The following is a 25,207-nucleotide window of genomic DNA, read 5'->3' on the forward strand; positions in this document are numbered from 1 at the left end:
GAGAACATCATGCGCCATCAGGTCTGCATTATCGGAGGCGGCCCCTCGGGCCTGCTGCTTTCACTACTGCTGCGCCGGGCGGGCGTGGATGCTGTCGTGCTGGAGCGCCGCTCGCGCGACTACGTCCTGTCGCGCATCCGGGCCGGGGTTCTGGAGCAGGGCCTGTGCGACATCCTGCGCGAGGCCGGGGTGGGCGAGCGCATGGACCGCGAAGGATTCGTCCATGACGGCACCATCATCACCGCCCATGGCACCACGGTCCATATCGACTTCAAGAAGCTCACCGGCAAGTCAGTGATGATCTATGGCCAGACCGAGGTCACGCAGGATCTGTATCAGGCGCTGGACCGCATCGATGCGCCGGTGTTCCATGAGGCCGAGGATGTGGCGATCCACGATGCCGATGGCGACGCGCCCTATGTCACCTTCCGCCACGACGTGCAGCAGCATCGCATCGACTGCGACTATATCGCCGGCTGCGACGGCTTCCACGGCGTCAGCCGCCAGTCGATCCCGCAGGCGGTGCGGCGCGAATACGAAAGCGTCTATCCCTTTGGCTGGCTGGGCATCCTGTCGGAAACGCCGCCGGTGGCCGATGAGCTGGTCTATTCCGGCCATGAGCGCGGCTTTGCGCTGTGCTCGATGCGCAATGCGAACCTGTCGCGGCATTACCTGCAGGTGCCGCTGACCGATACGGTCGAGCAATGGTCGGACGAGGCCTTCTGGACCGAGCTGAAGTGCCGCCTGCCGTCGCATCTGGCCGAAACGCTGGTCACCGGTCCCAGCATCGAGAAAAGCATTGCGCCGCTGCGCAGCTTCATCTCGGAGCCGATGAGCTGGGGCCGCCTCTATCTGGCCGGCGACGCCGCCCATATCGTGCCGCCGACCGGCGCCAAGGGGCTGAATCTGGCCGCCTCGGATGTCTATTACCTCAGCCGTGCGCTGATCGCGAAATATGCGGGCGAGGGTCAGCTGCTGGCCGATTATTCGGCGACGGCGCTGGCCCGGGTCTGGAAAGCCTCGCGTTTTTCGTGGTCGATGACGCGGATGATGCACCAGTTCCCGGCCGAGGGCGCCTTCCTCAGCCGGATGCAGCAGGCCGAGGTCGAATATCTGGCCAATTCACCCGCCGCACAGACCGCGCTGGCCGAAAACTATGTCGGCCTGCCCTATTGATCCACCACCACCACGAGAAAGGCCCGGAGCATGCTCCGGGCCTTTTTCTTATTGATCCTTGCGGTATTTCGCGCCTTTGGGCCCGAAACCGCCCTTGATCTTGCCCGGCTTGCTGGCGGGTTTGGCCCCGGGCTTGCTGCCCGGTTTCGCCCAGCCTGCCTTGGCGGGCTTGGCCTCGCCACGCGGCTTGGCATCGCGCGGCGCATATTCGCGCACGGCACCTTCGCGCGCCGCCGTCTCGCGCTTGTTGGCGACCTTGTCGGCGGTGGACCAGCGCGCCTTTTTCGGCGCGGCCTCGCGCGGGGCGTCGGCACGGACATCTGCCACAACCGAGGCCAGATCCTGCGCGCCTTCGGCAGCTTCGGGGCGCTTCTTGGGATAGCCTTTTTTCACCGGCGCCTCGCGACGCGGTGCAGCGTCACGACGCGGGCCGGCATTGCCGCGTTCGAAATTCGGCATGCCGTCCAGACGAACCATCATCAGCCCGTCTTCCAGCTCGGTCGCTTCGCCGAACTGGCCGGCGGCCTCGCGGGCAATCTGCACGAAGCTTTCGTCATCGCGCACCTTGATGGCGCCGATCACGTCCTTGGTGACGCTGCCGGCTTCGCAGATCTTGGGCAGCAGCCAGCGCGCCTCGGCACGGCCGGAGTAGCCCACCGACAGCGAGAACCAGACCGAATCGCCGAAATCGCGCGGCGTGCGCGGCACCAGCGGATCGGGGCGCGCGGTCACGGCGGCCAGTTCCTCGGGCGCCGGGCGGCCTTCGCGCCACAGGCGGACAAAGGCGGCGGCCATCTGCTCGGGGCCGAAGCGCTCCAGCAGAGCGGCGGCCTGCGCGGCCTCATCCTCGACGGGAGCATGCAGCGCCGGGTGGTCCAGCATGCGTTCGTCGTCGCGGGCGCTGACCTCATCTGCCGAGGGCGCGGCGGACCATTCCGCCTCGACCTTGGCCATTTTCAGCAGGCGCTGCGCCTTTTTGTAATCCGCCGGCGCCACGATCAGCGCCGAAACCCCCTTGGAGCCGGCCCGGCCGGTGCGGCCCGAGCGGTGCAGCAGGGTTTCCGAATTGGTTGGCAGATCGGCGTGGATCACCAGTTCCAGCCCCGGCAGGTCGATGCCGCGCGCGGCCACGTCGGTCGCGATGCAGACCTGTGCCCGGCCGTCGCGCAGGGCTTGCAGGGCGTGGGTGCGTTCCTGCTGGCTCAGCTCGCCCGACAGCGCCACGACCTTGAAGCCGCGGTTGCCCATGCGGGCCAAGAGATGGTTCACATTGGCGCGGGTCTTGCAGAAGATGATCGCCGTGCGCGATTCATAAAGCCGCAGCAGGTTGAAGATCGCCGGCTCGCGGTCGCGGCCCTGCACCGAGATGCCACGATAAAGAATGTCGCCATGCTGGCGCGCCTCGCCCTGTGCGACGATGCGCAGCGCGTCCTTTTGGAAATCCTTGGCCAGCTTTTCAATGGCCGGCGGCACCGTGGCCGAGAACATCAGCGTGCGCCGGTCCTCGGGGGCGGATTGCAGGATGAATTCCAGATCCTCGCGGAAGCCCAGGTCCAGCATCTCGTCGGCTTCGTCCAGCACGGCGGCGCGCAGACCCGACAGGTCAAGGCCGCCACGCTCGATATGGTCGCGCAGACGGCCGGGGGTGCCGACGACGATATGCGGGCCGCGTTCCAAAGCGCGGCGTTCGCTGCGGTAATCCATGCCGCCAACGCAGGTGGCGATGCGGGCGCCGGCCTCGGCATAAAGCCATTCCAGTTCGCGCGCGACCTGCAGCGCCAGTTCGCGCGTCGGCGCGATGGCCAGACCCAGCGGCAGGTCGGAAGGCTCCAGCCTGTCCTGCCCGGCCAGAATGTCAGAGGCGACCGCAAGGCCAAAGGCCACCGTCTTGCCCGAGCCGGTCTGCGCCGAAACCAGCATGTCGCGGCCAGCGGAATCGGCGGCCAGAACCGCCTCCTGCACCGAGGTCAGGCTGTCATAGCCCTTGGCCGTCAAGGCCGCGGCCAAGGGCGCGGCTATCTTCAGATCGTTCATGTCTTCGCCAGAAAAGGGGGGTGCACGGCACCCGGTGACGGCACCCTTGCCCTTGCGACGGCACTCCCGGTCCGTCGCTCCGGACGTGCGGAGCCAAAGCGCGCTGCCTACCTGTAATCGCCGCCGCTGTAAAGTATGACACCACGTCACTTTGACCGCCGGCGTCCGCGCCATTTCATCTGATTAATCGGATGACAGGCCATGCTCAAGGCCACCCGTACCCGGCAATCAAGAATGTTGACGTGCAATAAATCATATTTTATCTCTGATCCATGAGGGTTGAGGAGAGCCCTCCGGGGAGGAAAAACATGAAACGCACGCTTCTGGCGGCCAGTTCGGCTGCCTGTCTGATGCTGTCCGGCGCCGCCTTTGCCGCGGATGGCATGACCGTCGGCTTTTCGCAGATCGGGTCGGAATCGGGTTGGCGCGCCGCTGAAACCACGGTCACCCAGAACCAGGCCAAGGAACGCGGCATCGACCTGAAATTCGCCGATGCCCAGCAAAAGCAGGAAAACCAGATCAAGGCCGTGCGCGGCTTTATCGCGCAAGGCGTCGACGCCATCCTGATCGCGCCGGTCGTCGCCACCGGCTGGGACGATGTGCTGGCCGAAGCCAAGGATGCCGAGATCCCGGTGATCCTGCTGGATCGCCAGATCGACGCGCCCGATGACCTGTATCTGACCGCCGTCACCTCGGATCAGGTGCATGAAGGCAAGGTGGCCGGCGACTGGCTGGTCAAGGATGTGGGCGACAAGCCCTGCAAGGTGATGGAACTGCAAGGGACCACCGGCTCGTCCCCGGCGATCAACCGCAAGAAGGGCTTCGAGGAAGCTATCGCGGGTCATTCGAACATCACCATCGCTCGCAGCCAGACCGGCGACTTTACCCGCACCAAGGGCAAGGAGGTGATGGAAAGCTTCATCAAGGCCGAAAATGGCGGCAAGGACATCTGCGCGGTCTACGCCCATAACGACGACATGGCCGTGGGCGCCATTCAGGCGATCAAAGAGGCCGGGCTGAAGCCGGGCACCGATATCAAGATCGTCTCGATCGACGCCGTGCCTGACATTTTCCTCGCGATGGCTGCGGGCGAGGCCAATGCCACGGTCGAGCTGACCCCGAACATGGCCGGCCCCGCCTTTGACGCGCTGGCCAAGTTCAAGGCCGATGGCACCCTGCCGCCGAAATGGATCCAGACGGAATCCAAGCTTTACACCCAGGCGGACGACCCCAAGGCCGTCTACGAAAGCAAGAAAGACCTGGGATACTGAGCCACCACACCGGGCGGGGCCCAACCCCCGCCCGCTTTTTCGCAGGAGTGCGCCCATGCGCGATGAACTGCTGACGGCCCGTGGGATCGACAAGTCCTTTTACGGCGTCAAGGTGCTGGATGGCGTCGATTTCACCCTGCATGGCGCCGAGATCCACGCGCTGCTGGGCGAAAACGGTGCCGGCAAATCGACCTTGGTCAAGATCCTGACCGGCGCCTATCGCCGCGATGCGGGCCATATGGCGCTGGTCGGGGCCGAGGTCGAGCCGCGCTCGGTCGCCGAGGCGCAGGCGCTTGGCATCGGCACCGTCTATCAAGAGGTGAACCTGCTCGACAATCTGACCGTGGCCGAGAACCTGTATCTGGGCCGGCAGCCGCGCCGCATGGGGCTGGTCGACCATCGCCGGATGCGGCGCGACGCCGCCGCTCTGCTGGCCCGCTATGGCATCGCGGCCGATCCCGACGAAACCTTGTCGCACTATTCCGTGGCTGTGCGCCAGATCATCGCCATCGCCCGCGCCGTCGATCTGTCGGGCAAGGTGCTGTTTCTGGACGAACCCACCGCCAGCCTTGACGCGCGCGAGGTTCAGGCCCTGTTCACCGTGCTGAAACAGTTGCGCGATCAGGGGCTTGGCATTGTCATCATCACGCATTTTCTGGATCAGGTTTATCAGATCGCCGACCGGGTCACCGTGCTGCGCAATGGCCGCATGGTCGGCAGCCGCGCCATTGCCGAACTGCCGCGCCGCGATCTGGTAGCGCTGATGCTGGGCCGAGATCTGGCCGAGGCGACCGCCCATCGCGCCGCCGGGGATGCGCCCTTAGCCGCCCCGGATACGCCCGCCGCCTTCCAGTTCACCGATTACGGCAAGCGCGGCTCGATAGCGCCCTTCGATCTGGCCATCCGGCCGGGCGAGGTGGTGGGCATCGCGGGCCTGCTCGGCTCGGGGCGGACGGAGACCGCGCGGCTGATGTTCGGCATCGACCGGCCCGACAGCGGCAGCGCCATGGTGGACGGCCTGCCCGTCGCCCTGACCTCGCCCGAGGCCGCCATCGCCCAGGGCTTTGGCATGTGCCCGGAGGAACGCAAGACCGACGGCATCGTCGGCGATCTGTCCCTGCGCCAGAACATTGTGCTGGCCCTGCAGGCCCGGCGCGGCTGGGCCTGCCCTGTCCCCCGGCGCGAAGCCGACGCCATCGCCGCGCGCTATATCAAGGCGCTGGACATCCGCCCGCCCGATCCCGACCGACCCATCAAGTTCCTGTCCGGCGGCAACCAGCAAAAGGCCATCCTTGCGCGCTGGCTGGCCACCGATCCGCGCCTCCTGATCCTTGACGAGCCGACGCGCGGCATCGACATCGGCGCCCATGCCGAGATCATCGCCCTGATCCAGCAATTGCGCGCCGATGGCATGGCGCTGGTGGTGATTTCCTCCGAGATCGAGGAGCTTGTCGCCTATGCCACCCGCGTCATCGTGCTGTCGGATCGCCACCATATCCGCGAGCTGACCGGCGATCAGATCAGCGCACAATCCATCGTCGCCGCCATGGCCCTGCCCGGCGACCTGCCAGCGGAGGGCGCGGCATGACAAAGCTTTGGGCGCTGCGCCCGCAACTCATCGCGCTGGCGGTGGTGCTGGCGCTGATCGGGCTGGTTTCGCCCGGGTTTTTCGCGATCACGGTGCAGAACGGGCGGCTTTACGGCAGCCTGATTGACGTGGGCGTGCGCGTGGCGCCGGTCGCGCTGCTGGCGATCGGCATGACGCTGGTGATTGCCACGCGCGGGATCGACCTGTCGGTGGGCGCGGTCATGGCGATCACCGGCGCGGTCGCGGCCAGCCTTGTCGCGCAGGGCCATCCCGTTGCCGTGGTGGTGCTGGTTGCCTTGGCGCTGGGGCTGGCCTGCGGCATCTGGAACGGGGTGCTGGTGGCGTTTCTGGATATCCAGCCGATCATCGCCACGCTGATCCTGATGGTCGCGGGCCGGGGCATCGCGCAGCTCATCACCGGCGGCGTCATCCTGACCTTCAATTCCGACAGCTTCAGCTTTCTCGGCTCGGGCGCGGCATTCGGCATCCCTATGCCGATCCTGATCTGGCTGGCGCTTGGGCTGGCGGTCGGGCTTCTGGTACGGCGCAGCGCGCTTGGCCTGCTGATCGAGGCGGTGGGCATCAACCGCCGCGCCACCCAGCTTGTGGGCGTGCGGGCGCGGTTCCTGATCCTTGCCACCTACGCGATTTCCGGGCTTTGCGCCGCCATGGCCGGCATGATCGTCACCGCCGACATTCGGGGCGCCGACGCCAACAACGCCGGGCTTTGGCTGGAACTGGACGCGATTCTGGCCGTGGTCATCGGCGGCACCTCGCTGGCGGGGGGGCGGTTTTCCATCACCGCCTCGCTGATCGGGGCGCTGATCATTCAGGCGCTGAACACCGGCATCCTGATGTCGGGCTGGCCGCCGGAATTCAACCTGATCGTCAAGGCCGTGGTGATCGTCGCCATCCTGACCCTGCAATCCCCGGCGCTGGCCGACCAGCTGATGATGCTGCGCGGCGCCCTGGCCCGAGGAAAGGCCCCCCGATGATCCGCGCCCGCAATCTGCCCTTTGTCGCGACCGTCGTGATCTTTTTCGCAGCCTACGCGCTTTGCGCCGCGCAGTTCCCCAATATGCTCAGCTGGCGCGTGGCCGGCAACCTGCTGACCGACAATGCCTTTCTTGGCATCGCCGCCGTCGGCATGACTTTCGTGATCCTGTCGGGGGGGATCGACCTCTCGGTCGGTTCGGTCATCGCCTTCACCTCGGTGCTGGTCGCGGTGCTGATCCGGGCAGGCGTGCATCCGGCACTGGCCTTTGGGCTGGCGCTGGTGCTCTCGACCGGATTCGGGGCGCTGATGGGGCTGACCATCCATGCGCTGAAGATGCCGGCCTTTGTCGTCACGCTGGCGGGGATGTTTCTGGCGCGCGGCGCGGCCTTTCTGATCTCGACCGACTCGGTGCCGATCGGGCATCCGTTTCTGCGCACGCTCAAGGGGCTGTTCATCAGCCTGCCAGACAAGGGCAAGCTCAGCTTTCTGGCCATGCTGATGCTGGCGGCCTTTGCCATCGGCGTGGTGCTGGCGCATCGCACCCGCTTTGGCGCCAATGTCTATGCACTTGGCGGCTCGCCGCAATCGGCCGAGTTGATGGGCGTGCCGATCCGGCGAACCACGGTGCAGCTTTACGCATTTTCGGGCTTCATGGCCGGGCTCGCCGGGCTGGCCTATACGCTTTACACCTCGGCCGGCTATTCGCTGGCGACGGTGGGGGTGGAACTGGACGCCATCGCGGCCGTGGTGGTGGGCGGCACGCTGCTGACCGGCGGTTCGGGGCTGGTTCTGGGGACGCTGTTTGGCGTCTTGATCCAAGGTCTGATCCAGACCTATATCGTCTTCGACGGCACGCTGTCGTCATGGTGGACCAAGATCGTCGTAGGCATCCTCTTGTTTTCCTTTATCGTCCTGCAACGGCTGATCCTGCTGGTTTCGGAGCGCCGGGGCGCCGCCCGCAGCGCGCGGGGCTAGCCATGGGGCTGTTGCGCCAGCGCATGTTCGGGCCGGGGCCACGGTCCAGCCATGCCCGCGTGGTCGACGGCCTCGGCCGCGCCATCATCAGCGGCGAATTCCCCGAAGGCAGCATCCTGCCCGGCGATCCGCAGCTTCTGGAACGCTTTGGCGTCTCGCGCAGCGTCCTGCGCGAGGCGATGAAGACGCTGGCTGCCAAGGGGCTGGTGCGCGCCAAATCCCGCGTCGGCACCAGCGTCAGCCCGCGCGAGACGTGGAATTTCGTCGATGCCGATGTGATCTCATGGCAGATGCAGGCCGGCATGGATGTCAATTTCGTCGAGCACCTGCGCGAGATGCGGCTGGCCTTCGAGCCCGCCGCCGCGCGTCTGGCGGCGCTGCACGCCACCGAGGCCGAGATCCTGAACCTCTATAATATCGCCGCGCGCATCGACAATCCGCGCCACAGCCGCGAGTCGGTAGCGCAAGAGGATCTGAACTTTCACCTTGCGGTCGCGGCAATGTCGCGCAACCCGTTCATGCGCTCGATCACCTCACTGATCGAGGCGGCGCTGGCGGTATCGTTCCAGATCTCGTCGCCCGCGCTCTCGCCCGAGGGGATATCGCTTTGCGCCTCGCAGCATCTGCGCATCGCCTCGGCCATCGCCGCCCGCGACCCCGAGGCGGCGGCCAGTGCCATGCGCGTCGTCATCCTTGAGGGCGCGACCCGGGCGACCCGGGCGCTAAGCCGCCCCGAGTGAGCTGCGCGTGGCTGTTTGCGGCAAGGTGACGGGAATATTGTCGATCAGCCGCACGCCTTCCAGCCATGCCGCGACAAGCAGCCGGGCCGGCCGTCCGGGCAGGGGATCGCCCAGGGTGTCGCCATCGCGCAGTTCCAGATATTCCACCGGCGCAAAGCCCAAGTCCGCCAGCCGCGCCCGCGCCTCGGCCAGCGCAGGGGCGGGCGTCGCACCGCGTTCCAGCCGGCCTGCCAGGTCGAATAGCACCCCCGGCAGGGCCGCTGCCTGCGCCCGCCCCTTGGCCGAAAGGCGCTGATTGCGCGACGACAGCGCCAGCCCGTCGCCGGCGCGCACCGACGGACAGGGCACGATCCGGATCGGCAGGTGCAGATCGGCCACCAGCCGGCGCACCACCTGCAATTGCTGCCAGTCCTTTTCACCGAAATAAGCCCGCTCGGCCCGGGTCATGTTGAAAAGGATCGTCACCACCGTCGCCACGCCGTCGAAATGACCAGGGCGATGCGCGCCCTCCAGCGGGCCGCTGACCCCGGCAACCGAAACCGTGGTGGCATGACCCGGCGGATAGACCTCGTCACCCGTGGGCACGAACAGCGCATCGACGCCGTAGGGCGCAAGGATCGCGGCATCGGCCTGCTCGGTGCGGGGGTATCTGGCGAAATCCTCGGGGTTGTTGAACTGGCGCGGGTTGACGAACAGCGTCACGATCACGCGGTCGCATTCGGCTTTCGCGCGCTGGACCAGACTCAGATGCCCCTCGTGCAGCGCCCCCATGGTCGGGACCACGCCGATGCGCTGGCCTGCGGCGCGCCAAGCGTCGGTCAGCGCGTCCAGCGCGTCAAGGCTGCGGATGATCGGCGCGTTCATGACTTGGCCTCGTCGGCGAAACCATGTTCGGGGCCGGGAAAGCGGCGGGCCTGCACGTCCGCGGCATAGGCACGGATGGCGGCGCCGGCATCCTGCCCCAGCTCGGCATAGCGGCGCACGAATTTCGGCCGGAAATCAGTGAACATGCCCAGCATGTCATCGACGACCAGCACCTGCCCGTCGCAGTCCCGCCCGGCGCCGATCCCGATGGTCGGCACCGAAATCTGGCGGGTGATGCGCGCGCCAAGGCTTGCCGGCAGCTTTTCCAGCACCACCGAAAAGGCGCCGGCATCGGCCAGCGCCAGCGCATCCTCGGCTACCAGATCGCCGGCGGCGCCGCGCCCCTGCACCTTGTAGCCGCCAAGCGCATTGACCGATTGCGGCGTCAGCCCGACATGGCCCATCACCGGAATGCCGCGCCGGGTCAGGAAATCGACGGTCTCGGCCATGTGGCGCCCGCCCTCCAGCTTGACCGCCTGACAGTTGGTTTCCGCCATCAGCCGCGCGGCATTGCGCATGGCCTGTGCCGGGCTCTCCTCATAGCTGCCAAAGGGCATGTCCACGACAAGGCAGGCGCGTTCGACGCCGCGCGCCACCGCCTGCCCGTGCAGGATCATCATTTCCATCGTCACGCCAAGGGTCGAGGGCAGGCCATGCAGCACCATGCCGACGCTGTCACCGACCAGCACCAGATCGCAGGCGGCATCGACCAGACGGGCCATGGGCGTCGTATAGGCGGTCAGGCAGGCCAGCGGCAGACCGCCCTTGCGGGCCTTGACGGCGCTGGGGGTTATGCGGATCTGCCGTTCGGGCGTGGCGCTCATCGGTTCTCCTCCCTCGAAAGCACGGCGCTTCAATGGCCCATTCGCCGTCCGTTGTCGCGCGAAAAAGCCGGTGTCGATCCGCTGATTAGCGAAACCGCAGGCGCTTGACCAGCATCCGGGCACACACAGCCCGCGCTAGCGAAAACAAATTAATCTATATATTCTTTTATATAACAATGGCTTGCGATACGAACCTCATTCCATTTCAACCAAAGCTGCGCGTCGGCCGGTCGAACACTTTCTTGCCCATCAGCGAGCCGACCAGATCCACCATCAGCCGCGCCGTGCGGCCGCGGTCATCCAGAAACGGGTTCAGCTCGACCAGATCCAGCGAGGTCATCAGCCCGCTTTCATGAATCAGCTCGTAGGCCAGATGCGCCTCGCGGAAGGTGGCGCCGCCGGGCACGGTGGTGCCGACCGCCGGGGCAATCGACGGGTCAAGGAAATCGACGTCCAGACTGACATGCAGCATGCCGCCGGCCTCGCGCACGCTTTGCAGGAAATCGCGCAGCGGTGCCGCCACGCCGCGTTCGTCCAGCACGCGCATGTCGTTCATCGCGATCCGCGTGCCCAGCAGCGCCGCATGTTCCGCCGGATCGACCGAGCGGATGCCGAACAGGCAGATGTTCTCGCCCGGCAGTGGCGCCGGAAACGGTGGAAAGGCGTCGAACCCCGCGCGCCCGGCGATATAGGCCACGGGCGTGCCGTGCAGATTGCCCGACACCGTGGTCAGCGGCGTGTGGAAATCGCTATGCGCGTCCAGCCACAGCAGGAACAGCGGCCGGCCGATGCGCGCGGCATGTTCCGCCGCCCCCGCGACCGAGCCAAGCGCCAGACTGTGATCGCCGCCCATGATGATCGGCATGTCGCCTTCGGCCAGCGCCCCGGCCAGGGCAGCGCGCAGGGCGCGCGTCCATGCCAGCGTCTCGGGCAATTGGTCGACGGCGGGATTGGGGCTCGTGGCCTCGGGCAGCGGGCCGGGGGTCAGATCGCCGCGATCCTGCACCTGATGGCCCAGCTCGGCCAGCGTGGCGGCAAGGCCCGCGACGCGATAGGCCGCCGGCCCCATCAAACAGCCGCGCCGGCGCTGGCCCGAATCGATCGGCGCCCCGATCAGCGAAAGAGTGGTCATCGGCACCTCCATGGTCGCCAGACTTGTCCGACCCCGCAGGCCCATTTTCAAGCGGATAATGCCCCGGACCCCGCCAATGAAAAAAGGCGGCCCCCGCCGGGAGACCGCCTGCATCCGGGAACGGCCGGGCCGCTCAGACCTCTTCGTGACCCGAGGCCAGCACGCACAGCAGCGTGATCACCGAAGCCGCCAGCAGGTAATAGCCGACATGGCCCAGACCATAGGTCTTTTGCAGCCAGGTCGCAGCATAGGGTGCCAGCGAGGCGCCGAAGATGCCGGCAAAGTTGAAGGTGATCGAGGCGCCGGTATAGCGCACGCGGGTCGGGAACGGGGCGGCCAGCGCCGCGCCGATGACGCCATAGGTCAGCCCCATCAGGAACATGCCAATGGTGACAAAGGCATAGATCCCGGCCTCGCCATGGCCGCCCATCAGCGGACCCAGCAGGAAGGAAAAGCCGCCGATCAGCACCGTCACCACGATCAGGAAGGCGCGCCGCCCGGTGCGGTCGGCGATCTTACCCGCAATCGGGATCGCGATGCCAAAGATCACCGAGCCAAAGATCTGGATCTTCAGCGCGTCAAGGAAGGGGATCTGCAGGACCTTGACGTTATAGGACAACAGCCATGCCGAGCAGATGTAGAACAGCACGAAGGTGACCAGCGCCACGAACGTGCCCAGAAACAGGCTGCGTTTGTAGTTGCGAAAGATCTCGACCACCGGCACCGACACGCGCTGGTCGCGCTTGACCGCTTCGGCGAATTCCGGCGTCTCGGTGATCGACAGCCGCACCCAAAGCCCCAGCACGATCAGCACGATCGAGGCCAGGAAGGGCAGCCGCCAGCCCCAGGCCAGCAGGTCCTCCTGGCTCATGAAATGCAGCAGGATCCAGAAAAAGCCCGAGCTGAGGAACAGGCCGACCGGCGCGCCCAGTTGCGGGAACATGCCATACCAGCTGCGCTTGCCCTCGGGGGCGTTCTCGGTTGCCAGCAGCACCGCGCCGCCCCATTCGCCGCCAAGGCCAAAGCCCTGACCAAAGCGGCACAGCGCCAGCAGCGCCGGCGCCGCGACGCCGATCTGGGCATAGCTGGGCAAAAGGCCGATGATGACGGTCGAGATGCCCATGGTCAGCAGAGCTGCCACCAGCGTGGCCTTGCGCCCGATCCGGTCACCGAAATGGCCAAAGACGACGGCCCCGAAGGGTCGGGCAAAGAAGGCGATCGAGAAGGTCGCGAAAGAGGCAAGCAGTGCCGTGGTCGCGTCCTCGGCCGGGAAGAACAGCGTCGGAAAGACCAGCACGGCAGCAGTTGCATAGACGTAGAAGTCAAAGAACTCGATCGTCGTGCCGATCAGGCTGGCCAGCAGCACGCGGGCGGGCGAGTTGACCTGCTTCCCGCCACCGCGGCAGCGATATTCTGATCAGTCATTTTTCTTGGTCCGCATTCATGGAAAAAAGCGTCGGGAATCACTCGGGATACCGGGCCGCCGCCGGGCGCTAGCGCATTTTGCAGGGAATGTGAATGCCGCATGACCGATGAGCCCCGGCAAAGGACGCGGATTTGCGGCCTGCCGCAGCGGCATCAGGCGCGGGCGATTGGTCTTGCACTTGGCCCCGGCGCGCGGTCTTTCTGGGCGGGCCGGTCCTTGCGACCCCAGCCGCCGGAGACACCCTATGCCGCGCATGGACCTGACCACCGCCCCGATCAACCGCGCCCTGCTGCTTTTTGCCCTGCCGACGCTGGGCTCGTCGGTGCTGCAATCGGCCAATGGCTCGATTGACGCGGTCTGGGTCGGGCGGCTTTTGGGCGAGGACGCGCTGGCCGCGACCACCAACGGCAATCTGGTGATGTTCCTGCTGACGGCCTTTGTCTTTGGCTTCGGGATGGCCGCGACCATTCTGATCGGGCAGGCCATCGGCCGCCACGATCTGGCCGGGGCCAAGGATGTCGTCGGCACCGCCGTCGGCACATTCGCACCGCTGGCGGTGCTGCTGGCGGTGGTCGGCTGGTTTCTGGCGCCGCAGGTGCTGGCGCTTTTGGGCACGCCCGAGCAGATCACACCGCTGGCGCGCGACTTCCTGCGCGTGACCTTTTTCGCCATGCCGGCGATCCTGATGCAGACCATGCTGATGATGGCGCTGCGCGGTGCGGGCGATTCGATCACGCCCCTGATCTTCATGGGGCTGGCGGTGGTGCTGGACGCGCTTTTGAACCCGGTGTTCATCCTTGGCCTTGGGCCGATGCCGCAAATGGGGATCGGCGGCTCGGCCTTTGCCATGGCGGTGGCCAATTACATCAGCCTTGCGGCAATGCTGGCCTATGTCTATCTGCGCCGCCACCCGCTGCGCCTGACCGGGGCCGAGCTGGGGCTTCTGCTGCCTGCCCGGCAGGTGCTGCGGCTGATGCTGGCCAAGGGCCTGCCCATCGGCTTGCAGATGATCGTGGTCAGCTCGTCCATGCTGACGATGATGACGCTGGTGAACCGGCAGGGCGTGGACACGACGGCGGCCTTTGGCGCGACGCAGCAGCTGTGGACCTATGTGCAGATGCCGGCAATGGCGCTGGGGGCGGCGGTCAGCGCCATGGCGGCGCAGAACATCGGCGCCGGGCGCTGGGACCGGGTGGCGCAGATCACCCGCGCCGGGGTGCTGTTCAATTTCCTGCTGACCGGGGGGCTGGTGGTGCTGCTCGTGCTGGCCGACCGCGCGGCGCTGGCGCTGTTTCTGGGCGATACCAGCGCGGCGATCCCCATCGGCCAGCATATCGGCCGGCTGGCGACATGGGGCTTTGTCGCCTTTGGCGTTAGCATGGTGCTGTTTGGCACGATCCGCGCCAATGGGCAGGTGATCGGGCCGCTGCTGATCCTTGCCGTGTCGCTTTACCCGGTGCGGCTGGGGGTGGCGCTGGGGTTGCAGGGCTGGCTGGGCAGCGACGCGCTGTGGCTCAGCTTTCCGGCGGCGATGCTGGCGACAATGGTGATGGCGCTGGCGCTGTATCTGCAGGGCGGCTGGCGCAAATCGCGCGAGCTGACCCGGCTGGACCATCACCCCGCCGAGGCCAGCTCGCTGACCACCGAGGCCGGCCCCCCGGCCAGCCCGCGCAACCCGACCCTGCCGGCCGCGACCGAGCTGCGCCCCTGACCCACCGTCCTCGCGGGCCTTGCCAGCCCCGGAAAACCCCGCTATCAGCGCCGGCTTTCAGCCAGCGGAGCCAGCATGTCCGACGCCATTCTCGCCATCGACTTCGGCACCTCGAACAGCGCCGCCGCCATCCTCGACGCGGGCCAGCTGCGCCGCATCCCGATCGAGGGCGACAGCGAGACCCTGCCAACGGCGGTGTTCTTTCCGCGCCGGGGCGCCATGCGCATCGGTCAGGACGCGGCCGACGCGCTGATCGACGGCGACGAAGGCCGCTATATGCGCGCGCTGAAAAGCGTGCTGGGCACCGCCTTGGTGCATGAACAGCGCCTGATCGGCGGCAGCCGGCGCAGCGTGGCGGGCATCACCGCCGAATTCCTGACCGTGCTGAAATCGCGCGCCGAGGCGGCGACCGGGCTGCGCTTTGACCGCGTGCTCTCGGGCCGGCCGGTGCATTTCCACAGCAACGACCCCGCCCGCGACGCGCAGGCCGAGGCCGATCTGCGCGGCGCCTATGAGGCGGCGGGCTTTCGCAGCATCGGCTTTCTGCCCGAACCCGAGGCGGCGGCGCTGGCCGCACACGGGCTGGGGCGCGGCGGCGCGCTGGGGCTGATCGTCGATATCGGCGGCGGCACCTCGGATTTCTCGGTCTTTGCCAGCGGGCCCGAGGGGGTGCAGATCCTTGCCAGCCACGGCATCCGTCTGGGCGGCACCGATTTCGACCATGCCGTGTCCATGGCCCATGCCATGCCCGCGCTGGGGCATGGCGGCCAGCTGCGCCGCGCGCTTGGCGAAGGGCTGCTGCCGGTGCCGAACGGGCTTTATTCCGACCTTGCGACCTGGGCGCGGATCCCCTTCCTTTACACGCCCGAGACCCGGCGCATGGTGACCGAAATGACCCGGCTGGCCGTGGACCGCCCGGCGCTGGAGCGGCTGGAGACGGTGCTGGAGGACGAGCTGGGCCATGAGCTGGCCTTTGCCGTCGAGCGCGGCAAGATCGCGGCCAATGGCGGGCAGGACGCGGCGATTGCCATGGGTTTCATCCAGTCGGGGCTGAAGCGCCCGGTCACGCCCGCCTCGCTGGCCGAGGCGCTGGCCAGCTATCGCGACGAGCTGATCGCCGCCGGGCGCGAGACGCTGGCCTTGGCCCAGGTCGCGCCCGACCGCATCGGCAGCGTGATTCTGGTTGGCGGCTCCAGCCTGATGGCGCTGGTGTCGGATGCGGCGCGCGCGACCTGCCCGGACGCGGCGCAGCACCGTTCGGACGCCTTTACCGCCGTGGTTGACGGGCTAGCACTGGCGACCGCGCTGCCGGCCTATGCGCCGGCATAGGCATCGTCGAAAAAGGCACGCTCCAACGCCACCGCGCGACCAAAGAAATCATGCGCCAGCGCCGGGTCGCCGGGGCCGACCCGGTCCAGCTCGGCGCGCAGGAAGGCCACGAAATCGCGAAAGAACGGGTTGTCGTGCAGGGTGATCCACTCGGCATGGACGAAATTCGCCGGCAAGGGCTGCGGCGCGCGGCTGGCCCAGTCGAGGTAAAGCCATTCGGCCACGTTCAGCACCGCCAGCACCGCGACATAATCGCGCGTCCGGGCGGCCTCGCGCATCAGCGCCTGAAAGCCCTGCGTGGGTGCACTGTCGGGGATGGCGGCGCGCTGATCGGCACTGACGCCAAGCGCCTCGAAGCTGCGCAGGAAATAGTCGTTTTCCTCGCCCGAGACCATGCCGGCAAAGCGGCCAAAGCGCAGCCGCGCCTCGAAGCGGTCGGCGCTGGCGATGGCCGCGCCCAGCAGGGTCAGGAAGGCGTCCAGAAAGCGGTGATCCTGCACCAGATAGCGCGCCATGACCGCATCGGGCACGGTCCCGGCCATCAGCTCCTCGACAAAGCGGTGGTGGCTGGCGGCGCGCCAGTCGGGCGCGCAGGCGCGGCGCAGGGTTTCGGTAAAGCGGCTTTCGGTCATGGATATGCCCTTGTGATGGGGGCGGGCCCGTCTGTGGTCGTCATCGTCGGCCCCGCCAATGGGGCCGGCACAGGCCGGGCGTCTGGTCCCATCCCTGCGCCGGCATGATCCGGTTCAGGTTCAAAGGGTCGCCGCGCGCCTCCTTGCGGATGCCGTCGGCCTCTCAGCCCCCTGCCGGGACTCCCCTTGGTGCGGGCAGGCTAGAGCCCTGAAACACCGTTGTCACGCCACGACGGTAACATGCCGGGGGATTCACTGCTTGCAGGCGGGCGCGATCTGTTATGAGGTTCGCCAGCACGCTTACAGCCGGAAAGGGACGATGGAGAGCACAGAGCCGCGCGGGCGCCAAACCTCGGCACAGACCTCGGGCGCCACGGGCCGCCGCATGGTGCAGGCGACCGGGCTGCGTGCCCACCGCCAGCCGCTGCTGACCAATATCTCGGCCGCGCGCTGGCTGTTGCTGGCCATCGTCGCCGCCTCGATCTATTTCTTTCACGGCTTTCTGGTGCCGGTGCTGGCGGCGACGGTCATCGGGCTGGCCAGCTGGCCGCTGCGGCACCGCTGCGTGCATCAGCTGGGGCTGGGACGGACGCTGACGGCGGCAGCGATGGTGCTGGTGCTGGTCTGCTTTCTGGTCGTGCCCATCGCCATGGCGCTGGTCTATGCCTTTCGCGAGCTCAAGGAATGGGTGAACTGGATCATCCTGATCAATGCCACCGGCTCGGCCACGCCGCGCTGGATGCTGGATCTGCCGCAGATCGGGTCGTGGCTGGATGAACAATGGCGCGCAACCATCGGTCATCCCGGCGGTATTTCCGAAATCGTGCAGGCGATCTCGGGCTCGAACATCGTCACCATCTACCGGGGGGCGCTGACGGCGGGCTCGCTGGCCTTCCACCTGTTCCTGACCTTGCTGTTCCTGCTGATCACGCTGTTCGTGTTGTATCGCGACGGCGACCGCATCGTGACGCAGCTTGACCGCGTCGGCGCGCGCATCCTGCCCGACCGCTGGGACCGGCTGTCGCGCGTGGTGCCCGCCACCATCAGTTCCACCGTGACCGGCATGACGCTGATCGCCATTGGCGAGGGCGTGATTCTGGGCACGGCCTATTGGATCGCGGGCGTGCCCTCGCCGGTGACATTCGGCGTCATCACCGGCTTCATGGCGCTGGTGCCGGGCGGCGCGCCGCTGTGCTTTACACTGGTTGCGCTTTACCTTGCGGCCAGCGGCACGCCGGTGGCGGGGCTTGCGCTGTTCATCTGGGGCGCGTGCGAGCTGTTCATCGTTGACAAGACCATCCGGCCGATGCTGGTCGGGGGGCCGGTCAAGCTGCCGTTCCTGCCGACCTTTTTCGGGCTGATCGGCGGGGTCAAGACCATGGGCATCGTCGGGCTGTTCGTCGGCCCGGTGCTGATGGCGCTTTTGGTGTCGATCTGGCGCGAATGGCAGCGCGAGATTTCCGAGGATGAACAACAGCAGGCCAGCCTGCCCCCCGGCGCGCCCGACCCAACCCCGATGCCCGCCCCCGGCCAGACGCCGCTGCCCTGACGGGTGCCCGATCCGGGTATTTGCCCGAAATTCAGGCAAATACCACCGATTTCATGCAAAAAGCCGCGCCGCTTTGTCAATCCGCCCGGCAGGCACTGCCGCCGGGCCAGGCCGTATTCCCTGTGCCCATCGGCACTGCTACCCAAGAAGGCAGGCAACCAGGGACAAGCGCGACATGTCGATCAAGGCCGGTATCTATCACCTCACCCATTACAAATACGACAATCCCGTGCTTCTGGGCCCGCAGGTGATCCGGCTGCGCCCGGCCCCCTATTCGCGCACCCGCGTCATCTCGCATGCGCTGAAGGTCAGCCCGGGCGGGCATTTCGTGAACCATCAGCTGGACCCGTTCGGCAACTGGCTGGCGCGCTTTGTCTTTCCCGAACCCGTGCGCGAGCTGAAGATCGAGGTCGATCTGGTCGCCGACATGACCGTCTACAACCCGTTCGACTTTTTCACCGAGGAAAGCGCCGAGCACTGGCCGTTCGAATATCCCGAAGAGCTGCGCGACGAGCTGGTGATCTATCGCCAGCCCGAACCCGCAGGCCCGCTCTTGCGAAAATTCCTCGACAGCATCCCGCGCGACAAGACCCGCACCACCGATTTCATCGTCGCGCTGAACGCCCGCGTTTCGGGTGCGGTGAACTACACCATCCGCATGGAGCCCGGCGTGCAGGAACCCGAGGCGACGCTGGGCCTTGCCTCGGGCTCGTGCCGCGACTCGAGCTGGCTTCTGGTGCAGGTGCTGCGCCATCTGGGCTTTGCCGCGCGCTTCGTCTCGGGCTACCTGATCCAGCTGAAACCCGATCTGCAGGCGTTGGACGGGCCCTCGGGCACCGATCACGATTTCACCGATCTGCATGCCTGGACCGAGGTCTATATCCCCGGCGCCGGCTGGATCGGCCTTGACCCGACCTCGGGGCTTTTGACCGGCGAAAGCCATATCCCGCTGGCCGCGACCCCGCATTACCGCAATGCGGCGCCGATTTCTGGCGGCTATACCGGCGTCGCCAATACCGAATTCGATTTCGACATGAAGATCCGCCGGGTGGCCGAACATCCGCGCATCACCAAGCCCTTCAGCGACGAGGCATGGGAGGATCTGAACGCACTGGGGCACAAGGTCGATGCGGCGCTGGCGGCGGGCGATGTGCGCCTGACCATGGGCGGCGAGCCGACCTTTGTCTCGATCGACGATTTCGAAAGCCCCGAGTGGAACACCGATGCCGTCGGCCCGCAGAAGCGCGCGCTGGCCGATGTGCTGATCCGCCGCCTGCGCAAGCGTTTCGCGCCGGGCGGTTTCCTGCATTACGGGCAGGGCAAATGGTATCCGGGCGAAAGCCTGCCGCGCTGGACCTTCTCGCTGTATTGGCGGCGCGACGGGCTGCCGATCTGGCAAAACCCCGACCTGATCGCGGCCGAGGGCGTCGATCAGCAGGCCACCCCCCTGCAATCGCAAGAGCTCTTGCGCGAGATCGCGGCCGAGCTGGAGGTGCCCGCCGACAACATCGTGCCCGCCTATGAGGATCCGGCCGAATGGCTGGTGCGCGAGGCGAACCTGCCACCCAATGTCACCCCCGAAAACAACAAGCTGAAAGACCCCGAGGAACGCCACCGCATCGCGCAGGTCTTTGATCGCGGGCTGACCACGCCGGTGGGCTTCGTGCTGCCGGTGCAGCCGTGGCAATCGCGCGCGGGCAAGCGCAAATGGTTTTCCGAGGCGTGGCGGCTGCGGCGCGGGCGGGTGTTCCTGACGCCGGGCGACAGCGCCGTGGGCTACCGGCTGCCGCTGAATTCGCTGCCCTATCTGACGCCGGCGCAATACCCCTATGTCAACCCGATGGACCCGACGATCCCGCGCCCGGATCTGCCCACCCCCACGCCGCTGGAACCCGGACGCAAGACGCAGGCCATGGCCAGTTTCGTCGCCTCGTCCCCGCAACAGGTCATCAACCAGCAAAGCACTGTCGAGATCGACGGCTTCGTGCGCACCGCGCTGACGGTCGAACCGCGCGAGGGGCGGCTCTGCGTCTTCATGCCGCCGGTCACCATGCTCGAGGATTATCTGGACCTGCTGCATGCGGCGGAATCGGCGGCGCTGCGGCTGGGGCTGAAGATCCATATCGAGGGCTATGCACCCCCGCAGGATCCGCGCCTGAACGTGATCCGCGTCGCCCCCGATCCCGGCGTGATCGAGGTCAATATCCAGCCTGCCCATGACTGGCAGGATTGCGTCGACATCACCACGGCGGTCTATGAAGAGGCGCGCCAGTCCCGCCTTGGCGCCGACAAGTTCATGATCGACGGCAAGCACACCGGCACCGGCGGCGGCAACCACGTCGTCGTGGGCGGCCATACCACCATGGACAGCCCCTTTCTGCGCCGGCCCGATCTGCTGGCCAGCCTGATCCTGCACTGGAACCGGCACCCCTCGCTCAGCTATCTGTTCTCGGGGCTGTTCATCGGCCCGACCAGTCAGGCGCCGCGCATCGACGAGGCCCGCCACGACGCGCTTTATGAAATGGAGATCGCGCTGTCTGCGATCCCGGTGCCGGGCGCGGGCGCGCCGCCGATGCCATGGCTGGTGGACCGGCTCTTGCGCAACATGCTGACCGATGTGACCGGCAACACCCACCGGGCCGAGATCTGCATCGACAAGCTTTATTCCCCGGACGGCCCCACCGGCCGGCTGGGTCTGGTCGAGTTCCGCGGCTTCGAGATGCCGCCGGATGCGCGCATGTCCCTGGCCCAGCAATTGCTGATCCGGGCGCTGATCGCGCGCTTCTGGGCCAATCCGGCGCAGGGGCCGCTGACGCGCTGGGGCACGACACTGCACGACCGCTTCATGCTGCCGCATTACGTCTGGGAAGATTTCCGCGACGTCTTGCGCGATCTGGCCCAGCACGGGTTTGCGCTGAACGAGGACTGGTTCAAGGCACAGCTTGAGTTCCGCTTCCCCTTCTGCGGCGAGGTGGAATACGAGCGCACGCATCTGGAAATCCGGCAGGCGCTGGAGCCCTGGCATGTGCTGGGCGAAACCGGCGCCATCGGCGGCACGGTGCGCTATACCGACAGCTCGACCGAGCGGTTGCAGGCGCGGCTGACCACCGCCGATCCCGGCCGCTATCAGGTGCTCTGCAACGGCCGCGCCATGCCGATGCGCGATGTGGGCGGCGGACAGTCGGTGGCGGGCGTGCGCTACAAGGCGTGGCAGCCGGCCTCGGCCATGCATCCGGTGCTGCGGGTGGACGCGCCGCTGACCTTCGACATCTACGACACATGGTCGAACATGTCGCTGGGCGGCTGCACCTATCACGTCGCCCATCCCGGCGGGCGCAGCTACGACACCTTCCCGGTCAATGGCAACGAGGCCGAGGCGCGGCGGCTGGCGCGGTTCCAGCCCTCGGGCCATACGCCGGGCCGGGGGGTGCAGCCACAGGCCGAGCGCATTTCACCAGAATTTCCAATGACCCTTGACCTGCGACGGCCGCCGGGCCTCTAGTCGGCAGCATGGAACGTGCAGCATCAGCTTCGGGGGTGGCGGCATCCCGGCCCGGACATTCTGGGCTGGGTCTGGGCGGCTATGCGCCGCCCGCCGGCGTCACCGACGAGATGATCGGCCCCGATGGCCGGCTGCGCCCGGCATGGGCGCCACTGCTGCAGCATCTGGCCGCGCTGTCGCCCGAGGCGATGAGCCGCGCGCTGGCCCGCGCCGACCAGTATCTGCGCGATTCGGGCGTGTTCTATCGCCAATATGGCACCGGCACCTCGACCGAGCGGCCCTGGCCGCTGAGCCATCTGCCGGTGCTGATCGACGAAGACGACTGGGCCGAGGTCAGCGCCGCCCTGATCCAGCGCGCCGAGCTGCTGGAACTGCTGATGGCCGATCTTTACGGCCCGAACCGGCTGGTGGCTGCCGGGCATCTGCCGCCGGCGCTGGTCGCGGGCAATCCGCAATGGCTGCGCCCCATGGTCGGCATCAAGCCGCGTCTGGGCCATTACCTGCATTTCGTCGCCTTCGAGATCGGGCGCGGCCCCGGCGGCGACTGGTGGGTGCTGTCGGACCGCACGCAGGCACCCTCGGGGGCGGGCTATGCGCTGGAAAACCGGGTGGCGACCGCGCGCGCCTTCCCCGATGTGTTTGCGGCGCAGAACGTGCATCGGCTGGCCGGATTCTTTCGCGATTTTCGCGATACGCTGATGAATTACCGCACCGACAGCGATGCCCGCGTCGCCATCCTGACCCCGGGGCCGCTGAACGAAACCTATTACGAACATGCGTGGATCGCCCGCTATCTGGGCTTTACGCTGGTGCAGGGCGACGATCTGGTGGTGGATCATGGCCGGTTGATGGTGCGCACCGTGTCGGGCCTGCATCCCATCGACATCCTGTGGCGGCGGATGGATGGCGATTACACCGACCCGCTGGAGCTGAACGGCGCCTCGCGCATTGGCACGCCGGGCATGGTCTCGGCGCTGCGCCACGGCGGGGTGACCATGCTGAACGCGCTGGGGTCGGGGGTGCTGGAATCGCGGGCCATGATGGCCTTTCTGCCCAAGCTCGCGCCGCTTTTGACCGACGCGCCGCTGGCCATGCCCAATATTGCGACTTGGTGGCTGGGCGGGGCGGCCGAACGCGACCGGGTGCTGGCCGATCCGCAGCGGCTGGTGCTCAGCCCGGCGCTGGACACCGGCCTGCCATTTGACAGCGACCCGCCGCCGGTTCTGGCCAGCAGCCTTGCACCCGGGGCGCTGGCCGGGCGGCTGGCGCGCGACGGCGCCGGGCTGGTCGCGCAGGAACTGGTGACGCTGTCCACCACCCCGGCGCTGGTCGAGGGGCGGATCCGGCCCCGCCCCTTCAGCCTGCGGGTGTTTCTGGCCCGCACCGCCGAGGGCTGGCAGGTCATGCCCGGCGGCTTTGCCCGCATCGGCGCCACCGAAGAGGCGACGGCGCTGGCCATGCAGCGCGGCGGCGGCGCGGCCGATGTCTGGATCCTCAGCCCGGATGACGTGCCCGCCGTCACCATGGCGCCGCCGCCCAAGGGGCCGTTCCGCCGCACGGCGCCCGGCGCCCTGCCCTCGCGCGCGGCAGACAACCTGTTCTGGATGGGCCGCTATGTCGAGCGGACCGAGGACATGGTGCGCATCCTGCGCGCCCGCAACATGCGCTATGCCGAAAGCGGGCGCGGCGCCCTGCCCCTGCAAGAGGCGATGGACGCGCTGCTGGACGATTACGGCGTCACGCCCGGCGATGCCGCCATTCCCGCCGGGCTGATCCATACGCTGTCGCTGGCGGTGGGCAGCGCGGCGCAGATCCGCGACCGGTTTTCGACCGATGGCTGGTCGGCGCTGACCGATCTGGAAAAGACCGCGCGGCGCATGTCGGCGCGCGTGGTCCAAGGCGATGACGCCGCCCGCGCGCTGTCGGCGCTGCTGCGCAAGCTGGCGGGCTTTTCCGGGCTGGTGCATGAAAACATGTATCGCTTTTTCGGCTGGCGCTTCCTGACGCTGGGGCGGATGCACGAACGCGCGATGGCGATGACCGGGATCATGGCGCGGCTGGCCGATCCCGCAGCCCCCGCCGGGGCGCTGGATCTGTGTGTCGAGCTGGGCGACAGCGTGCTGACCCACCGCCGCCGCTTCAGCGTCTCGACCACGCGCGAGACGGTGATCGACCTTCTGGTGCTGGACCCGCTGAACCCGCGCTCGGTCCGCCATCAGGTCGATCACATGACCGCCCAGATCAACGAGCTGCCCGGCGCCGCGCGGCATGGCGAATATTCGGAACTGGGCCGCGCCATGCTGCGCGTGCAGACCGAGGTCGCCACCGCCACACCCGAATCCATGACCACCGACGCGCTGGAACTGTTGGGCGAACGCATCGCCGCACTGTCGAACCTGTTGACCGAGGCATATCTGCGGTGACCATCTATTCGATGCAGGTGACCTTTCGCTATGACTTCGACCGGCCCAGCGGCGCCGGCCGGCAGCTGTTTCGCATCATGCCGGCGACGATTCCCGACCGGCAGACGCTGTTGGACGTGCAGCTGCGGGTCGAGCCGGAGCCGCTGGAATCCAGCCATTTCACCGATTTCTTCGGCACGCAGGTGGTCGAGCTGGTGATGCCGCCCGGCCTGACCCGGCTGGAACTGGTGCTGGAGGCCGAGGTGGAGCGCGCCGCCCTTGACAGTGGGCTGGACATCTCGGCGCCGCTGGCTCAATTGGCGCGCGACATCGCCGCCTATCGTGGTCTGGACCCGGCGGCGCCGCATCATTTCCTTGCCCACACCCCGCGCATCCCGGCCGTGGCCGAAATCGCCGCCTATGCCCGCGCCGCCACCGCCAAGGCGGTCTCGACCCGCGAGGCGGTCGAGATGCTGGGGCTGGCGCTGCATCGCGACATGACCTTCGACGCCGAGGCGACCGATGTGCATACCGCCCCGGCCGAGGCCTTCGCGCTGAAGCGCGGCGTCTGTCAGGACTTTGCCCAGATCATGGTCGGGGCGCTGCGCAGCCTGGCCATCCCGGCGGCCTATGTCGGCGGCTATCTGCGCACCCTGCCACCGCCCGGCCAGCCGCGTCTGGTCGGTGCCGATGCCAGCCATGCCTGGGTCCGGGCGTGGTGCGGGGCGGAAATCGGCTGGGTCGACTACGACCCGACCAATGCCTGCTACGCGCTTGGCGATCACGTCGAGATCGGCTTTGGCCGCGATTACGACGAGGTGGCGCCGGTGCTGGGCATGATGCGGCTGGACGGCAATCAGGCCGGCAGCCACAGTGTCGATATCGAGGAACGGCCGCTGACCCCCGTCGCCCCGCCCCGCCCCGGCGAGGTCGCAATCACCTTGCCCCCCGGCCCACACGCCCGTCTGGCCCGGCCCGCCGCCGATCCCGCCGCGGAACTGGGCGAACCCTGACCCCGACCGACCACGAAAAAGGCGCCCCGCCTAGATGACGGG

At 67.4% G+C, this 25,207-nt stretch carries 18 protein-coding genes and 1 riboswitch; of the genes, 12 read left to right on the top strand and 6 right to left on the bottom strand.

Features of this window, described 5'->3' with window-relative positions:
* The first annotated feature begins 9 nt into the window (after positions 1 to 9).
* Complete coding sequence (gene pobA / locus GL279_RS05405) at positions 10 to 1,176, top strand: 4-hydroxybenzoate 3-monooxygenase (protein ID WP_155063593.1); 1,167 nt, start codon at positions 10 to 12, stop codon at positions 1,174 to 1,176.
* Positions 1,177 to 1,224: 48 nt separating this feature from the next.
* On the opposite strand, the gene GL279_RS05410 is transcribed toward pobA, so the two are convergent.
* Complete coding sequence (locus GL279_RS05410; RefSeq protein WP_155063594.1) at positions 1,225 to 3,210, bottom strand: DEAD/DEAH box helicase; 1,986 nt, start codon at positions 3,208 to 3,210, stop codon at positions 1,225 to 1,227.
* A gap of 308 nt (positions 3,211 to 3,518) precedes the next feature.
* Here GL279_RS05410 and ytfQ point away from each other — a divergent pair, with 308 nt between their 5' ends.
* From ytfQ to GL279_RS05435, 5 genes are read left to right on the top strand one after another with little or no spacing between them, the layout of a single operon-like run.
* Positions 3,519 to 4,481, top strand: coding sequence for a galactofuranose ABC transporter, galactofuranose-binding protein YtfQ (ytfQ, locus tag GL279_RS05415; RefSeq protein ID WP_155063595.1), 963 nt, complete (start codon positions 3,519 to 3,521; stop codon positions 4,479 to 4,481).
* A gap of 55 nt (positions 4,482 to 4,536) precedes the next feature.
* Positions 4,537 to 6,069 carry a sugar ABC transporter ATP-binding protein gene (locus tag GL279_RS05420; protein ID WP_155063596.1) on the top strand — a complete coding sequence of 511 codons (1,533 nt, stop codon included), beginning with the start codon at positions 4,537 to 4,539 and terminating at the stop codon, positions 6,067 to 6,069.
* Positions 6,066 to 7,064, top strand: a complete 999-nt coding sequence (locus GL279_RS05425) for an ABC transporter permease (RefSeq protein ID WP_155063597.1) — start codon at positions 6,066 to 6,068, stop codon at positions 7,062 to 7,064. The genes GL279_RS05420 and GL279_RS05425 overlap by 4 nt, the downstream gene beginning before the upstream one ends.
* Positions 7,061 to 8,041: a galactofuranose ABC transporter, permease protein YjfF gene (yjfF, locus tag GL279_RS05430; protein WP_155063598.1), complete on the top strand. Its 981-nt coding sequence runs from the start codon at positions 7,061 to 7,063 to the stop codon at positions 8,039 to 8,041. Before GL279_RS05425 ends, yjfF begins: the two co-directional genes overlap by 4 nt.
* A gap of 2 nt (positions 8,042 to 8,043) precedes the next feature.
* A complete protein-coding gene (locus tag GL279_RS05435; RefSeq protein ID WP_155063599.1) occupies positions 8,044 to 8,781 on the top strand; it encodes a FadR/GntR family transcriptional regulator in 738 nt (245 codons plus the stop codon).
* Here GL279_RS05435 and panC read toward each other — a convergent pair.
* The 4 genes from panC to GL279_RS05455 form a co-directional block, all read right to left on the bottom strand.
* Positions 8,764 to 9,645, bottom strand: a complete 882-nt coding sequence (gene panC / locus GL279_RS05440) for a pantoate--beta-alanine ligase (RefSeq protein WP_155063600.1) — start codon at positions 9,643 to 9,645, stop codon at positions 8,764 to 8,766. The two genes, GL279_RS05435 and panC, sit on opposite strands and share 18 nt — an antisense overlap.
* The gene (gene panB, locus GL279_RS05445) at positions 9,642 to 10,469 is read right to left on the bottom strand and encodes a 3-methyl-2-oxobutanoate hydroxymethyltransferase (RefSeq protein WP_155063601.1); all 828 of its coding nucleotides are present in this window, start codon (positions 10,467 to 10,469) and stop codon (positions 9,642 to 9,644) included. Before panB ends, panC begins: the two co-directional genes overlap by 4 nt.
* 205 nt (positions 10,470 to 10,674) lie before the next feature.
* Positions 10,675 to 11,601, bottom strand: a complete 927-nt coding sequence (rocF, locus tag GL279_RS05450; protein WP_155063602.1) for an arginase — start codon at positions 11,599 to 11,601, stop codon at positions 10,675 to 10,677.
* A 133-nt stretch (positions 11,602 to 11,734) separates the two neighbouring features.
* Complete coding sequence (locus GL279_RS05455) at positions 11,735 to 12,967, bottom strand: MFS transporter (protein WP_343039714.1); 1,233 nt, start codon at positions 12,965 to 12,967, stop codon at positions 11,735 to 11,737.
* Between the two features lie 304 nt (positions 12,968 to 13,271).
* On the opposite strand from GL279_RS05455, the gene GL279_RS05460 reads away from it, so the two are divergent.
* Both GL279_RS05460 and GL279_RS05465 read left to right on the top strand, forming a co-directional pair.
* Complete coding sequence (locus tag GL279_RS05460; RefSeq protein WP_155063603.1) at positions 13,272 to 14,738, top strand: MATE family efflux transporter; 1,467 nt, start codon at positions 13,272 to 13,274, stop codon at positions 14,736 to 14,738.
* Between the two features lie 75 nt (positions 14,739 to 14,813).
* Entirely contained in the window at positions 14,814 to 16,067 is a 1,254-nt protein-coding gene (locus GL279_RS05465) for an Hsp70 family protein (protein WP_155063604.1), read from the top strand.
* Here GL279_RS05465 and GL279_RS05470 read toward each other — a convergent pair.
* Positions 16,052 to 16,699 carry a TenA family protein gene (locus tag GL279_RS05470; RefSeq protein WP_155063605.1) on the bottom strand — a complete coding sequence of 216 codons (648 nt, stop codon included), beginning with the start codon at positions 16,697 to 16,699 and terminating at the stop codon, positions 16,052 to 16,054. The two genes, GL279_RS05465 and GL279_RS05470, sit on opposite strands and share 16 nt — an antisense overlap.
* Positions 16,700 to 16,787: 88 nt before the next feature.
* Positions 16,788 to 16,889, bottom strand: a riboswitch (TPP riboswitch).
* A gap of 195 nt (positions 16,890 to 17,084) precedes the next feature.
* Here GL279_RS05470 and GL279_RS05475 point away from each other — a divergent pair.
* From GL279_RS05475 to GL279_RS05490, 4 genes are all read left to right on the top strand, one after another.
* Positions 17,085 to 18,248 carry an AI-2E family transporter gene (locus GL279_RS05475; protein WP_246175190.1) on the top strand — a complete coding sequence of 388 codons (1,164 nt, stop codon included), beginning with the start codon at positions 17,085 to 17,087 and terminating at the stop codon, positions 18,246 to 18,248.
* A gap of 175 nt (positions 18,249 to 18,423) precedes the next feature.
* Complete coding sequence (locus GL279_RS05480; protein WP_155063607.1) at positions 18,424 to 21,750, top strand: transglutaminase family protein; 3,327 nt, start codon at positions 18,424 to 18,426, stop codon at positions 21,748 to 21,750.
* Positions 21,751 to 21,758: 8 nt separating this feature from the next.
* Positions 21,759 to 24,173 (top strand): circularly permuted type 2 ATP-grasp protein, encoded by a 2,415-nt coding sequence (locus GL279_RS05485; protein WP_155063608.1) that lies wholly within the window; start codon positions 21,759 to 21,761, stop codon positions 24,171 to 24,173.
* The gene (locus GL279_RS05490; RefSeq protein WP_343039715.1) at positions 24,170 to 25,165 is read left to right on the top strand and encodes a transglutaminase family protein; all 996 of its coding nucleotides are present in this window, start codon (positions 24,170 to 24,172) and stop codon (positions 25,163 to 25,165) included. The genes GL279_RS05485 and GL279_RS05490 overlap by 4 nt, the downstream gene beginning before the upstream one ends.
* The last annotated feature ends 42 nt before the right edge of the window (positions 25,166 to 25,207 follow it).

The sequence above is a fragment of the Paracoccus limosus genome (assembly GCF_009711185.1).
Lineage (GTDB): Bacteria > Pseudomonadota > Alphaproteobacteria > Rhodobacterales > Rhodobacteraceae > Paracoccus > Paracoccus limosus.

What these genes read in the sequence shown, in the direction of transcription:
- pobA (WP_155063593.1), top strand. Translation starts at nt 10, where the DNA reads ATGCGCCATCAGGTCTGCATTATCGGAGGCGGCCCCTCGGGCCTGCTG.
- GL279_RS05410 (WP_155063594.1), bottom strand. Translation starts at nt 3,210, where the DNA reads ATGAACGATCTGAAGATAGCCGCGCCCTTGGCCGCGGCCTTGACGGCC.
- ytfQ (WP_155063595.1), top strand. Translation starts at nt 3,519, where the DNA reads ATGAAACGCACGCTTCTGGCGGCCAGTTCGGCTGCCTGTCTGATGCTG.
- GL279_RS05420 (WP_155063596.1), top strand. Translation starts at nt 4,537, where the DNA reads ATGCGCGATGAACTGCTGACGGCCCGTGGGATCGACAAGTCCTTTTAC.
- GL279_RS05425 (WP_155063597.1), top strand. Translation starts at nt 6,066, where the DNA reads ATGACAAAGCTTTGGGCGCTGCGCCCGCAACTCATCGCGCTGGCGGTG.
- yjfF (WP_155063598.1), top strand. Translation starts at nt 7,061, where the DNA reads ATGATCCGCGCCCGCAATCTGCCCTTTGTCGCGACCGTCGTGATCTTT.
- GL279_RS05435 (WP_155063599.1), top strand. Translation starts at nt 8,044, where the DNA reads ATGGGGCTGTTGCGCCAGCGCATGTTCGGGCCGGGGCCACGGTCCAGC.
- panC (WP_155063600.1), bottom strand. Translation starts at nt 9,645, where the DNA reads ATGAACGCGCCGATCATCCGCAGCCTTGACGCGCTGGACGCGCTGACC.
- panB (WP_155063601.1), bottom strand. Translation starts at nt 10,469, where the DNA reads ATGAGCGCCACGCCCGAACGGCAGATCCGCATAACCCCCAGCGCCGTC.
- rocF (WP_155063602.1), bottom strand. Translation starts at nt 11,601, where the DNA reads ATGACCACTCTTTCGCTGATCGGGGCGCCGATCGATTCGGGCCAGCGC.
- GL279_RS05460 (WP_155063603.1), top strand. Translation starts at nt 13,272, where the DNA reads ATGCCGCGCATGGACCTGACCACCGCCCCGATCAACCGCGCCCTGCTG.
- GL279_RS05465 (WP_155063604.1), top strand. Translation starts at nt 14,814, where the DNA reads ATGTCCGACGCCATTCTCGCCATCGACTTCGGCACCTCGAACAGCGCC.
- GL279_RS05470 (WP_155063605.1), bottom strand. Translation starts at nt 16,699, where the DNA reads ATGACCGAAAGCCGCTTTACCGAAACCCTGCGCCGCGCCTGCGCGCCC.
- GL279_RS05475 (WP_246175190.1), top strand. Translation starts at nt 17,085, where the DNA reads ATGGTGCAGGCGACCGGGCTGCGTGCCCACCGCCAGCCGCTGCTGACC.
- GL279_RS05480 (WP_155063607.1), top strand. Translation starts at nt 18,424, where the DNA reads ATGTCGATCAAGGCCGGTATCTATCACCTCACCCATTACAAATACGAC.
- GL279_RS05485 (WP_155063608.1), top strand. Translation starts at nt 21,759, where the DNA reads ATGGAACGTGCAGCATCAGCTTCGGGGGTGGCGGCATCCCGGCCCGGA.